General features: G+C 65.4%; 7 protein-coding genes and 1 pseudogene. 6 read left to right on the top strand and 2 right to left on the bottom strand.

All coding sequences use genetic code 11. The annotated features are described in order from the left end of the window. Positions 1-42 precede the first annotated feature (42 nt). From pgl to H8A92_RS18290, 3 genes are read left to right on the top strand one after another with little or no spacing between them, the layout of a single operon-like run. Complete coding sequence (pgl, locus tag H8A92_RS18300) at positions 43-792, top strand: 6-phosphogluconolactonase (RefSeq protein ID WP_229197064.1); 750 nt, start codon at positions 43-45, stop codon at positions 790-792. A gap of 57 nt (positions 793-849) precedes the next feature. After that, positions 850-1338 (top strand): gluconokinase, encoded by a 489-nt coding sequence (locus H8A92_RS18295; protein WP_420831337.1) that lies wholly within the window; start codon positions 850-852, stop codon positions 1336-1338. Next, the gene (locus H8A92_RS18290; RefSeq protein WP_229197062.1) at positions 1335-2153 is read left to right on the top strand and encodes an HAD family hydrolase; all 819 of its coding nucleotides are present in this window, start codon (positions 1335-1337) and stop codon (positions 2151-2153) included. Before H8A92_RS18295 ends, H8A92_RS18290 begins: the two co-directional genes overlap by 4 nt. Before the next feature lie 117 nt (positions 2154-2270). On the opposite strand, the gene H8A92_RS18285 is transcribed toward H8A92_RS18290, so the two are convergent. Next, a complete protein-coding gene (locus tag H8A92_RS18285) occupies positions 2271-4079 on the bottom strand; it encodes a glycoside hydrolase family 15 protein (RefSeq protein ID WP_229197061.1) in 1809 nt (602 codons plus the stop codon). Between the two features lie 15 nt (positions 4080-4094). Beyond that, on the bottom strand, positions 4095-6044 hold the full coding sequence (malQ, locus tag H8A92_RS18280) for a 4-alpha-glucanotransferase (protein ID WP_229197060.1): 1950 nt from the start codon (positions 6042-6044) through the stop codon (positions 4095-4097). Positions 6045-6247: 203 nt separating this feature from the next. On the opposite strand from malQ, the gene H8A92_RS18275 reads away from it, so the two are divergent. The 3 genes and pseudogenes from H8A92_RS18275 to glgB all read left to right on the top strand — a co-directional run bounded on the left by H8A92_RS18275 (position 6248) and on the right by glgB (position 13659). Further along, positions 6248-8197 carry an alpha-1,4-glucan--maltose-1-phosphate maltosyltransferase gene (locus H8A92_RS18275; RefSeq protein ID WP_229197059.1) on the top strand — a complete coding sequence of 650 codons (1950 nt, stop codon included), beginning with the start codon at positions 6248-6250 and terminating at the stop codon, positions 8195-8197. 10 nt (positions 8198-8207) lie between these two features. Next, positions 8208-11516 (top strand): maltose alpha-D-glucosyltransferase, encoded by a 3309-nt coding sequence (gene treS, locus H8A92_RS18270; RefSeq protein WP_229197058.1) that lies wholly within the window; start codon positions 8208-8210, stop codon positions 11514-11516. Then, positions 11513-13659: pseudogene (gene glgB / locus H8A92_RS18265) on the top strand (1,4-alpha-glucan branching protein GlgB). The gene treS and the pseudogene glgB overlap by 4 nt, the downstream one beginning before the upstream one ends.

Below are 13659 nucleotides of genomic sequence, written 5' to 3'. Positions count from 1 at the left end.
TGCTGACGCGCGACGGCCGCAGCTGGCGGAAGCTGGGCTGACATGGCCGCCGGCGGCAAGCGCAAGATCATCACGGTCGCCGATCCGGCGGCACTGGCGAAGACGGCCGCCGAGCGGGTGATCGCAAGGATTGACGAAAACCCCGGCCGGATCGCGATCTGCCTCACCGGCGGCTCCAGCCCCAACGCGCTATACCAGCTGCTGGCGACACCGGACTATCGCCGGCGGATTCCGTGGGATCGGATCGACTGGTTCATCGGCGACGAGCGTCTGGTGCCGCGCAAGGACAGACTGCACAATATGAGCTTGGCGCGCCAGGCCTTCCTGGACCGCTGCGCGCCGGCTGCGAATGTGCACCCTGTTGCGACCGATACCGCCGATCTCAGGGATCCCGACGTCAGCGCGGCACTGTACGAGAACGAGCTGATGGCGTTCTACGGCGCCGAGCAGCTCGATCCGAAGCGGCCGCTGTTCGACCTGGTGCTGATGGGCATCGGGCCCGACGGCCACACCGCCTCGCTGTTTCCGGGATATCCGGCGGTCGAGGAAACCCAGCGCTGGGTGGTCGGGGTGCCCAAAGCCAATGTCGAACCGTTCGTGCCGCGGGTGTCGCTGACCCTCCCCACGCTCGCCTCCTGCCGCGAGATGCTGTTCGAGGTCGCGGGCGAAAACAAGCGCGCGATCTTGACGCGCCTGTTCGCAGGCGAGAACCTGCCGGCAAACCGCGCGCGATCGCTGGGCGAGACCGTCTGGCTGATCGATCGGGCCGCGCTGCCGGAGGATTCTGCTTGATGATTTTCTTGGGTGACGTTCTTGGGTGACGGGCAAAATCCCTGCGCACTGGTCGTGATGGGCGTCTCCGGCTCGGGCAAGAGCACCATCGCCGACCGCCTCGCGATCAGGATCGGCTGGCGCTTCGAGGACGGCGACAGCTTTCACCCGCCGAGCAATGTCGCGAAGATGCATTCCGGCCAGCCGCTCACCGACGAGGATCGCTGGCCCTGGCTGCGCGCGATCGCCGCCGAGATCGACCGCACCTGCGGCGTCCGCGAACCCGCCGTCATCGCCTGCTCCGCGCTGAAGCGCAGCTATCGCGACATCCTGGTGCATGGCCGCGAGGATATCCGCCTCGTCTTCCTCGACGGCACGCAGGAGCTGATCGCCACGCGGCTGGCCGCGCGCAAGGACCATTTCATGCCGCCGGGCCTACTCGCCAGCCAGTTCAAGACGCTGGAGCCGCCGACGCCGGACGAACGCCCGATCACGGTCGCGATCGACCGATCGGTCGACACCATCATCGAAGACATCGTCACTCAATTGAAGCTGGACCGCCCATGACCCGTATCGCGACCCGCATCGCCCTTGTCGTCTCCGATGTCGACGGTACGCTGCTCACCAAGGACAAGACCTTGACCGACGGCGCCCTGACGGCGGTACGCAGGCTGCATGAGGCCGGCATCGGCTTCACCATCGTCTCCAGCCGGCCGACCATCGGGATGGGTTTTCTGGTCGCGCCGCTTGCGATCACGCTGCCGATCGGTGCCTTCAACGGCTCTTCGATCGTCGACCCGCAATTGACGCCACTCGAACAGCATTTGATCCCCCCAGTCGTGGCCAAGCGCTGCATCGATCTGCTCCGCGAACGCGGCATCGATATCTGGCTGTTCACCAACGACCGCTGGCTGACCCGAAATCCAGACGGCGAGTACAACGCGCACGAAAAGCGTGCGATCAAGCATGACCCGACCATCGTCGACGACTTCGCGCCCTATCTCGACCAGGCCTGCAAGATCGTCGGCGCCAGCTCGGATGCGCCCCTGCTGCAACGCTGCGAAGCCGACATGCAGCAGATGGTCGGCCGTGAGGCGACCGCGGTGCGCTCGCAGACCTACTATCTCGACGTCACCCCGCCCGGCCACGACAAGGGAACCTTTGTCGAGGGCATCGCGAAGCGCCTCGGCGTGCCGCTCGAAAATGTTGCCACGATCGGCGACATGCAGAACGATCTGCCGATGTTCGCGAGAAGCGGCGTCTCGTTCGCGATGGGCAACGCCAGCGATGACGTGAAGGCGCGAGCCACGCACGTCACTGAGACCAACGAGAACGACGGCTTCGCACGCGCCATGGATGTCGTGCTGACGACGGGCCGCTAAAGCGCGATGAGATTGGGTTGAATCGTCATCGCGCTTTAGCTCCTTGTTTGAGCATGACCTTTTCGGAAAACCGCTTCGCACTTTTCCGGATCATGCTTTAAGGCACGATCCGGAAAATCAGGTCGACCGCTGCACCACGGGCTTCTCGGCGTCGGCCCTCGCGGCACTGAGATTGTGCGCCGTGTTGATCAGCGCAATATGGGTCAGCGCCTGCGGGAAATTGCCGGTCTGCCGGCCGGCGACGGAGTCGAATTCCTCCGCCAGCAGCCCGAGATCGTTGGCGACCGCCACCACGCGGTCGAACATGGTCTGCGCCTTGTCGACGTCTCCCGCCAGCACATGGGCGTCGGCGAGCCACAGGCTGCAGGCCAGGAACGCTCCCTCGATCGGCTGGATTTCATCGGACATCTCGCGCGGATCGTGACGCAGCACGAACCCGCCACGCATCATGTGCCGGTCGACCGCCTCGATCGTACCGCGAATGCGCGGATCGGTCGGCGGCAGGAAGCCGACCGACGGCAGCAGCAGCAGGCTGGCGTCGAGCAGCTTCGAGCCATAGCTCTCGACGAAGCTGTTGAGATCAGGGTCGAACCCCCGCCGACAGACGTCGCGATGGATGGCCTCGCGCAGCACCCGCCATTTGACCAGCGGCGCCTTGAAGCCGAACCGCTCCGCGCTCTTGATGGCGCGGTCGAACGCGACCCAGCACATCACCTTGGAGAACACGTAGTGTTTGGGCGTGCCGCGGCGCTCCCAGATGCCGTGATCAGGCTGGTCCCAGACCTCGGCGAGATGATTGACGACGGTGCATTCGAGCGACCAGTTCTCCTCGTCGAGCTTGAGCCTGGCCATGCGGGACTGGTGGAAGGCGTCGATCAGCTCGCCGTAGACATCGAGCTGAAGCTGCGCATGCGCGGCATTGCCGACGCGGACCGGCTGCGCCCCTTCATAGCCGGACAGCCATCCGGCCTCCCATTCCAGCAGGCGACGCCGGCCCAGGATGCCGTACATGATCTGCATGTTGGCCGGCGCGCCGGCGGCAGCCCGCAGCAGCCAGTTGTGCCAGGCCGCCGCTTCCTCGGTATAGCCCGAATTCATCAGCGCCAGCAGCGTGAAGGTGGCGTCGCGCAGCCAGCAGAACCGATAGTCCCAATTGCGCGCGCCGCCGAGCTTCTCCGGCAACGACGTGGTCGGCGCAGCAACGATGCCGCCGGTCGGCCTGAAGGTCAGCGCCTTCAGCGTGATCAGCGAGCGCATCACGAGGCCGCGCAGATCACCGCCGTCGTAGGTCGAGCGGCTGCACCATTCCTTCCAGTAGTCCTCGGTGTCCTGCAGCGCGGCCGCGGGATCGATCGGCTCCGACACCGGCTGATACGACGCGCCGTAGGTCAGGACGAACGGCACGGTGTCGCCCTCGCCGACCTCGAAATCGGCGAGCGTGGTAAGATCCTCGCCACGCGTCTCGACCGGCGTGCGCAGCACGATCATGTCCTGCCCGCTGATCGCCAGCAGCCCCTCGCCGTCCGGGCTCTTCTTGACCCAGGGGACATCGACCCCGAAGCCGAAGCGGATCACCAGCTCCATGTGCATCTTGACCCGGCCGCTGATGCCGCGAACGAGGCGGACCACGTCGGAGGCGTTGCCGCGCGGCGGCATGAAGTCGATCAGCGCGACCACGCCGCTCTCGGTTTCGAACCGCGTCTCCAGGATCAGCGTATCGTCCCAATAGCGGCGCGAGGTCCGCCTGATCCCGCCAGCGGGCGCCAGCAGCCAGCGGCCATTCCGCGACGTGCCAAGCAGCGCCGCGAAGCAGGCGTCGGAATCGAACGCCGGCCAGCACAGCCAGTCGATCGAGCCGTCACGGCCGACCAGCGCTGCGGTCTCGCAATCGCCGATCAGTCCGTAGTCTTCGATGCGAGAGGCCACGCGACGTGCTCCGCGTTATCCCGCGTGCGACCGCTCGCGGGTTGCACGCTTGAGCGCCTCGATGTCGATTGCCGACGCGAGATGCTCGAGCGAGACCGGCAGCCGCCGCTTCCAGTTCGGATGCTCGTAGACGGTACCGGGGATATTCGGCTGCTCGACGATGCCGAGCAGATCCTCCATCGAAACCGCCATCATCCGCGACCGGGTCCGTGCCATGAAGCTCACCACCGAATAGAAGTCGTTGTGGTGGATGTCGTGCCGGCGCAGCACGTCGTCGAGCTGACCCAGCGCGTCCCAGCGCCCCTGGTCGGTCTCGCCGGGATCAATACCGAGCGCACGCTTGGTCTTGAGGTCGCTGAACGAGCGCCAGCCGGCATAGGTCGAGAGATCGTGGGTGTTGAAGGTGACCAGCGCATTCGGCAGATAGTAGTCGGCGTTGCGGAAGGCGCGCTGGTCATCCTGCTCGAACATCATCACAAGATAGGACCAGATACCCCAACCGTTCATCTGCTCGCGGAAACCCGGCGGCACGGTGCCGAGGTCCTCGCCGATGACGACACAGCGGCTCGCCACACTCTCCTGGGCGGTCGCCGCCAGCAGCGCCTCGAACGGCATCAGCACATAGGCGCCGTTGGCCGGGCCGAAGCCGCGCGGCACGAGATAAAGCCGCTTCAGCCCGAAGGCATGGTCGAGCCTGATCGCGCCGGCATGGTGCATCGAGGCCCGCAGCATCTGCCGGAACGGCTCGAACGAGCGCTGCTCGAGGCCCGCGGCGTTGAAGCCGGCCAGTCCCCAGTCCTGGCCCGCGGTGTTGAGCGGGTCCGGCGGCGCGCCGACGCCGAGATGACGCGAGATCGCGACCTGCTCATTCCAGGCGTCGAAACCATCCGACTGCACGCCGACGGCGACGTCGAGATAGAGCCCGACCCGCATGCCGAGCTTGTGCGCGAGCGCCTGGCAAGCACCGAGCTGACGGTCCGCGGTCCATTGCACGAACTCGACAAACTCGACCTCGGCCGCGCTGTCGCGCGCCTTGCGCAATTTGGCGCAGGCCGCGTCGTTGGGCTGCCGCCATTCGTCCGGCCACTCCCACCACGGCTTGTTGAATTTGTGCCGCATCGTCTCGAAGCAGGCGAAGCGCGACAGCGGCGTGCCCTGCTCGTTGCGATAGGCCTCGAAATCCTGCCGGCGGCCGGGGCCGGGATTGGCCTTGAAGGCGGCGAAGGCCGCGCGCAGCGCATGCCATTTCAGCGCGGCAACCCCGACATAGTCGACCATGTCGTGGCCGCGCAGCTGCGCCAGTGCGGCCTGCGTCCCGGCATCGATGCGGAATTCGGGAATCCGCTCGACGTCGACATAGAGCGCGTTGAGGAACAGCCGGCTGTTCGGCGAATACGGGCTGCAATCGCCCGGGCGGTCGTCGAACAGCGCATGCAGCGGATTGAGCCCGATGCCATCGGCGCCGAGCTGATGGGCGAATTCGAGCAGCGCTTGCAGGTCGGTGAAATCACCGATGCCCCAATTGCGCGCGGAGCGCACGCCGTAAAGCTGGACCGCGATCACCCAGCAGCGATCGAACGCGCCGCCGAACGCGCCTTCCGGCGCCACCAGCAGCGGCAATTCCTCGGTGCCCGATGCATCCGATAGCTGCAACCGGTGCACGCCTTCGGCCAGACCGGACGGCCACGTCACATTCCGCTCATGTGCCTCGCCCTGCGCAAGCACCGCGGGGCCGTTCGTGACCTTCCATTGCACCGGAAGCCGGGCCGTCTCCGCGAGCTGCGTTTGCCCACCATGGCCGCCTCTGACGACCACGGGATCGGCAACGATCCGCCGCGGCGTCTGGGGCGGCAGCGCCGCGAGGATCGCCGTCAGCGCCTCGGGGGTTGTCACACGGCGGTGACCGCTACCATCGATATACTCGGTCTGGATTCCCAGGGTCTGGGCTTTGGCGTAAAGGTCCATTCGGCACGCTGCTTGCTCGCAACGGTATCGGGATCGTTGCTAAATTGTACATATACGGGAAAGGGATAGTTGATGTTCAACGCTCTACCCTATCAAGCGTTCCCGCCGGGAACCATTGTCCGGCGAGCGGCTTTCTATCTGGGTCTGGCGCGCCTCCTTCCCGGCGTCGGGACGTCATTTGCATTTTCAATGGCGGCATCACCGTGAACAAAACCCTCCGGCCTGTCGAGAGTGCCCATGGCACTTTTCATATCACCGATGTCTACCCGTCGGTCGATGGCGGCCGCTTTCCGGTCAAGCGCATCGCGGGCGAACCTGTCGAGGTGTGGGCCGACATCTACCGTGACGGACATGACGTGATATCGGCGGCATTGGTGTGGCGGCACGACGGCGACGACGCGTGGCAGACCGCACCGATGACGCCGCACAGCGACGACCGCTGGGGCGGCGCGTTCGTGCCCGACCGGCCCGGCCGCTACAGCTTCGCGATCGAGGCCTGGACCGACGAATTCGCTAGCTGGCGGCATCGCTTCGAGCAGAAGCAGCGCGACGGCTGTGACCACACGCTGGATGCGGTCGAAGGCGCGGGCATGCTGACCCAGGCGCAGGCCGGGGGACCTGCCGCGGCCGCCGTCATCATCAGGCAGTGTGAGATCTTTCTGCAGACCGGCGAGCCGGGCGCGCTGCTCGCACCGGAATTGCGCGATGCGATGGCCGGCAGCCAGTTCCGCCGCGACCTGATGCGATCGCAGCTCTATCCGCTCACCGCGGACCGGCCGCGGGCGCGCAGCGGCGCGTGGTATCAGATGTTTCCGCGCAGCCAGGGCAAGAGGCCGGGCGTGCATGCGACCTTCAGCGATTGCATCGCGCGGCTGCCCGACATTGCCGCGATGGGCTTTGACGTCGTGCTGCTGGCGCCGATCCACCCGATCGGACAGACGCACCGCAAGGGCCGCAACAATGCCGCCATTGCGCAGCCGGGCGATCCCGGCAGCCCCTATGCGATCGGTTCGGCCGAAGGCGGCCACGACGCCGTACACCCCGAGCTCGGCACGCTGGACGACTTCCGCGCTTTCGTTGCGGCATGCCAGTCGCACGGCCTCGAGGTCGCGCTTGATTTCGCCGTGCAATGCTCCCCCGATCATCCCTGGCTGACCGACCATCCGGACTGGTTCAAGCGGCGTCCGGACGGGTCGATGCGCACCGCCGAACATCCGCCGCAGCGCTGGGACGATGTCGTCAATCCGGATTTCGGATCCGAGGATGCCACAGCGTTGTGGTGCGCGCTGCGCGATGTCGTGCTGTTCTGGGTCCAACAGGGCGTCAAGATCTTCCGGGTCGACAACCCGCACACCAAGCCGCTGGCATTCTGGGAATGGCTGATCCGCGAGGTGCAGGACCGCGATGCGGATGTGCTCTTCCTTTCCGAAGCCTTCGCGAGGCCGAAACTGATGAAGGGCCTTGCCAAGCTCGGCTTCACGCAGTCCTACACCTACTTCACCTGGCGCACCCAACGCGTCGAGCTCGAACAGTATCTCGGCGAGTTGGACTCCTATCCCGAGCGTGACTTCTTTCGGCCGAATTTCTTCGTCAACACACCCGACGTCCTGCCCTTCCACCTGCAAAGCGGCGAGTCCTGGATGTTCAAGTTGCGTCTCGCGCTGGCCGCGACGCTTTCAAGCAGCTACGGTATCTATAGCGGCTTTGAATTGCTCGAGCACACGCCGGTCCCCGGCCGCGAGGAATATCTCAACTCCGAGAAGTACGAGATCAGAGTTCGCGACTGGGATCAGGTGGGGAACATCAAGCCCTATATCGCGGCGCTCAACCGGATCAGGCGCGGCAATCCGGCCCTGCAACAATTCGCCAATCTGCGCTTTATCAATGTCGATGACGGTGGCGTGATCGGCTTTGTCAAGGAGGCCGCCGATCAGGGCAATGTGATCGCGGCTGCGATTGCATTGTCGGGCGAACCGCGTGAGGTCTGGCTTCCGCTCGGCGACGTCATGGTCGGCCGCGGCGAGGCCCGCCGTCCTGTCGCGGAACTGGAAGACCTTGTCACCGGCGAGCGTCACGCGCTCGAATGGGGAGGCATTAGCCTGCATCTCGATCCTGCGCGCGATCCCGCGTTGCTGCTGCGCTGTATCGCCTGAAGGAGCTTTCATGAACGTATTCTCCTCCGTCGATGCCGAGGTGAAGGTCGCAACCGAGACCTCAGACCAGCTGTGGTACAAGGACGCGATCATCTACCAGCTGCACGTCAAGGCGTTTGCCGACAGCAACAATGACGGCATCGGCGACTTCGCGGGGCTGACGGAGAAGCTCGGCTATCTGCAGGAGCTCGGCGTCACCGCGCTGTGGCTGCTGCCGTTCTATCCCTCGCCGGGCCGCGACGACGGCTACGACATCGGCGATTATGGCGACATCAATCCCGATTTCGGGACGATGAAGGACTTCAAGCGCTTCATCCAGGAGGCGAAGAAACGCGGCCTGCGCGTGATCACCGAGCTCGTCGTCAACCACACTTCGGACCAGCATGCCTGGTTCAAGCGTGCGCGCCGCAGCCCGCCGAATTCGAGCGCGCGCAGCTGGTATGTCTGGAGCGACACCGACCAGAAGTACCTGGATACGAGGATCATCTTCACTGATACCGAGAAGTCGAACTGGACCTGGGATCCGGAAGCCGGCCAGTTCTACTGGCACCGCTTCTTCTCGCATCAGCCGGACCTGAACTTCGACAATCCGCGCGTGGTGCGCGCCATCGTGCAAGTGATGAAGCGCTGGCTCGACACCGGCGTCGACGGCTTCCGGCTCGACGCCATTCCCTATCTGTGCGAGCGCGACGGCACCAACAACGAGAATCTGCCGGAGACGCATGCCATCATCAAGCGGCTGCGCCAGGAACTCGACGCCTATGCCAAGGGCAAGATCCTCCTGGCCGAAGCCAACCAATGGCCGGAGGACGTGCAGGAGTATTTCGGCCATGGCGACGAATGCCACATGGCCTATCACTTCCCGCTGATGCCGCGCATCTACATGGCGATCGCCCAGGAAGACCGCTTTCCGATCACCGACATCCTCCGGCAGACGCCCGACATCCCGTCGGCGTGCCAGTGGGCGCTGTTCCTGCGCAATCACGACGAGCTGACGTTGGAAATGGTCACCGACGTCGAGCGCGACTATCTGTGGTCGACCTACGCCAACGACCCGCGCGCCCGCATCAATGTCGGCATCCGCCGCCGCCTTGCGCCGCTGATGGACAATGACCGCCGCAAGATCGAGCTGATGAACTCGCTCTTGCTGTCGTTCCCGGGCACGCCGATCATCTATTACGGCGACGAGATCGGCATGGGCGATAACATCTATCTCGGCGACCGCAACGGCGTGCGGACGCCGATGCAATGGTCGCCCGATCGCAATGGCGGCTTCTCGCGTGCCGATCCGGCGCGGCTGTACGCGCCGATGATCATGGACCCGGTCTACGGCTACGAGGCCGTCAATGTCGAGGCGCAGTCTCGCAGCCTGTCGTCGCTGCTGTCGGCGACCAAGCGGTTGATCGCGGTGCGCAAGTCGACGCTGGCGTTCGGCCGCGGCACCATGACCTTCATCCGCCCGGAGAACCGCTCGGTGCTCGCTTATGTGCGCCAGTACCAGGGCGAGGTGATCCTGTGCGTCGCCAATCTGTCGCGCTCGGCGCAGGCGACCGAGCTCGACCTCTCCGCCTTCAAGGACCGCATTCCGCTCGAGATGCTCGGGCGCACGCGCTTCCCGGCGATCGGCGAGCTGCCCTACATGATCACGCTCGCCCCTTACGGCTTCTACTGGTTCCAGTTGCAGGAGCGCGACAAGTCCGAGCCGGTGACGCCGCGGGCCGTGCCGGAATTCGAGACGCTGGTGGTGCCGCTCAATTCGACCTGGACCTCGCTGGCGCGCGAGCGCGGCGTGTTCGAGCACGACGTGCTGCCCGGCCATCTCGCCCGTACCCGCTGGTATCCGGAGCATTCCGCCAAGGCGATCCAGCCGACGCTGGTGTCGGCGATCCCGTTCTGCGACGTCGGCGACAACAGGCCCTGGCTGATCGTCTTCGAGACCACGCAGCGCGGCACCACCAGCCGCTACGTGCTGCCGATGCAGATCGAGTGGGTTCGCTTCGATCGCGAACGCTACAATCCGCGTGCTTTCGCCGCCGTGCGCCAGGGTGCGCGCGAGGGCACGCTGCTCGACGTCGCCACCGACCAGATATTCACCGGCCTGTTCCTGCGAAACTTGCGTGAAAACCTCACGGTCGACGAGGGCGAGCAAGGCCTGAAGCTCGAATTCCGGCCGACCAGCCGGTTCTCCGACCGCCCGGTGCGGCAGCCGGAGCGGATTCGCGTATTCGAGAACGATCAGCCGCATTCGACCGCCCTGGTCGACAACGAGTATGTCACCAAGATCTACCGGAAGCTCGAGGTCGGCATCAATCCGGAGATCGAGATGGGCCGCTTCCTTACCGAAGTGGTCGCCTTTCCGAACACGCCGGCTTTGCTCGGCACCTCCGAACTGGTCGAGGGCGACAAGCGCAGCGCGGTCGCCGTGCTGCATGCGATGGTCGTCAACCAGGGCGACCTCTGGACCGTCGCGGCTTCGCATCTCGACCGCCTGGTCGAACGGCAACGCCTGCTCGCCGCAAGTGAAGGCCCGGCAGAGGACGGCGGCGATCATGCGACCTGGCTGCGCCATATGTCGCATAGCGGAAAGCGCCTCGCCGAGCTGCACATCGCGCTCGCCAGCAATCGCGACCTGCCGGACTTCGCGCCCGAGCCGACCAGGCCCGAAGACCTGCAGCGCTGGACCGATGAGATCATGGCGCGTGCCGAGCGCGTGTTCGACACTTTGAAGCAGCGCCGCGGCTCCCTCAAGGAGCCCGAGCGGCTGCTGGCCGATCAGTTGCAGGCCCAGCACGATACGCTGCCGGAACGGCTGAAGGCGCTGCTGCCGCGCGAGACCGACGGGCTCAGCATCCGCCATCACGGCGACCTGCATCTCGGCCAGCTCCTGGTCGCCAAGGACGACATCTTCATCATCGATTTCGACGGCGGACCCGGCCGCACGATCGCCGAGCGGCGGCGCAAGGCGCCGGCGGCCCGCGACGTCGCCGGCCTGATCCGTTCGATCGACTATGCCGCGACCGCGGCGCTGGAACGCGCGCTCAGGGTCGCGCCCGACGAGAGCGGCAGGCTGAGCCTGGCTCTCGCCGAATGGCGCGACCAAGCCGCGGTGGTCTTTTTGACCGCCTATCGCGAGACCATGGCCGGACAGCGCCTGTGGCCTGCCGACGCCAGGGCGGCCGACCGCCTGCTCAACTTTTTCCTGCTTGAGAAAGCCTTCTACGAGATCGAGTATGAGCTGGCCAACCGGCCGGATTGGCTGCGGGTGCCGCTGACCGGCCTGTTAAGGATTTTGGCGCAACAGCCGCATGAGGTTGCATGAACAAACTGCCCGCCGAGGCCTATGCCATCATCGAGGGCCGTCACTCCGACCCCTTCCACTATCTCGGGCTCCACGCCGAGGGGGATCGCAACGTCGTGCGCGCCTTCCTGCCTGATGCCGCCAATGTCGAGGCGATCGGCGAGCATGGCGAGACGGTGCCGCTGGCGCGGATCCATGATGCCGGCCTGTTCGCGGGCCCCCTGCCGAACGGCTCGACCCGCTATCAGCTCCGCGCCCGGTTCGGCGACAATGTCGTCGAGCTGGAGGACGCCTACCGCTTTCCGCCGATCCTGAGCGATTTCGATCTCTATCTGCTCGGCGAGGGCACGCATCAGCGCGTCTACGACACGCTCGGCGCGCATCCGATGACGCTCGACGGCGTCGACGGCATCGGCTTCGTGGTGCTGGCGCCGAATGCGCGGCGGGTCAGCGTGGTCGGCGACTTCAATTTCTGGGATGGCCGCCGCCACCCGATGCGCGTCCGCGGCCCCGGTTACTGGGAGCTGTTCATCCCGCGCGCCCGCGTCGGCGACCACTACAAGTTCGAGATCATCGGACGCAACGGCCAGCATCTGCCGCTGAAGTCCGATCCGCTGGCATTCGCCGCCGAGCTGCGGCCGAAGACCGCCTCGATCGTGATCGACGAGCGCAAGATCCCGCATCCGCGCCCGGCGCCGGATCGCGTCAACGCGCTGAGTTCGCCGATGTCGATCTACGAGGTCCATCTCGGCTCGTGGCGCCGCAAGGGCCGCAACGAGTGGCTGACCTATCGTGAGATGGCCGAGCAGCTGCCGGCCTATGCCAGCGACATGGGCTTCACTCATATCGAATTCCTGCCCATATCAGAGCATCCGTTCGACGGCTCGTGGGGCTACCAGCCGACCGGCATGTTCGCGCCCACCAGCCGGTTCGGATCACCCGACGATTTCGCCGCGCTGATCGACGCCTGCCACGGCGCCGGCCTTGCCGTGCTGCTCGACTGGGTGCCCGGGCATTTCCCCGACGATCCGCACGGTCTCGGCAATTTCGACGGCACCGCGCTCTACGAGCACGCCAATCCGCTGCAGGGCCGGCACCTCGATTGGGGCACGCTGATCTACAATTACGGGCGCACCGAGGTCACCAACTTCCTGGTGTCGAACGCGCTGTTCTGGCTCGATCGCTACGGCATCGACGGGCTGCGCGTCGATGCCGTCGCCTCCATGCTCTATCTCGACTACAGCCGCCCCGCCGGCGGCTGGATCCCGAACAAATATGGCGGGCGCGAGAACATCGAGGCGATCGACTTCCTGCGCCGCTTCAACACCGAGCTGTTCGCACATTTTCCGCAGGCGACGACGGCGGCGGAAGAGTCCACGGCGTGGCCGCAAGTATCGCGTCCCGTCGAATATGGCGGGCTCGGCTTCGGCTACAAGTGGAATATGGGCTGGATGCACGACACGCTGAAATACATCGGCAAGGATCCGATCCACCGCAAGCACCATCACGGCGACATCCTGTTCGGCCTGCACTACGCCTTCTCGGAGAACTTCATCCTGCCGCTGTCCCACGACGAGGTCGTGCACGGCAAGCGCTCGATCCTCGGCCGGATGCCCGGCGACGACTGGCAGCGCTTCGCCAATCTGCGCGCTTATTACAGCTTCATGTTCGGCCATCCCGGCAAGAAGCTGATGTTCATGGGCTGCGAGTTCGGCCAGGAGCGCGAGTGGAATCACGACTATTCGCTCGATTGGCATCTGCTGCAACAGCCGAGCACAAGGGCATCCAGAACCTGGTCCGCGACCTCAATCGGCTCTACCGCGCGCTGCCGGCGCTGCACGAGCTCGACTGCGACCAGGCCGGGTTCGAATGGGTCGTCACCGACGACGCCAACAACAATGTGTTCGGCTGGATCCGCAAGGGCAATGACGCGCGCGCCCGCTGCCTCGTGGTCCTGAACTTCTCGCCCAACGTCTATCGCAATTACCGCGTCCGGGTGCCGTTCGCCGGCAAGTGGCACGAGGTGTTCAACTCGGATTCCTCCCATTACGGCGGCACCAATGTCGGCAATGTCGGCGAGGTCCGTGCCTCGGAGGGCGCCACGCCTGAGCTCAGCCTCACCATTCCGCCGCTGGCAGCGATCTTCCTCGTACCGGAAAGCTGA

This window comes from Bradyrhizobium acaciae, from assembly GCF_020889785.1.
Lineage (GTDB): Bacteria > Pseudomonadota > Alphaproteobacteria > Rhizobiales > Xanthobacteraceae > Bradyrhizobium > Bradyrhizobium acaciae.
This window is presented reverse-complemented; position numbering and strand designations above follow the sequence as displayed.

Excerpts from the sequence above, each read along its gene's own strand:
- H8A92_RS18295 (WP_420831337.1), top strand. The coding sequence starts at position 850 with ATGGGCGTCTCCGGCTCGGGCAAGAGCACCATCGCCGACCGCCTCGCG.
- malQ (WP_229197060.1), bottom strand. The coding sequence starts at position 6,044 with ATGGACCTTTACGCCAAAGCCCAGACCCTGGGAATCCAGACCGAGTAT.
- pgl (WP_229197064.1), top strand. The coding sequence starts at position 43 with ATGGCCGCCGGCGGCAAGCGCAAGATCATCACGGTCGCCGATCCGGCG.
- treS (WP_229197058.1), top strand. The coding sequence starts at position 8,208 with ATGAACGTATTCTCCTCCGTCGATGCCGAGGTGAAGGTCGCAACCGAG.
- H8A92_RS18290 (WP_229197062.1), top strand. The coding sequence starts at position 1,335 with ATGACCCGTATCGCGACCCGCATCGCCCTTGTCGTCTCCGATGTCGAC.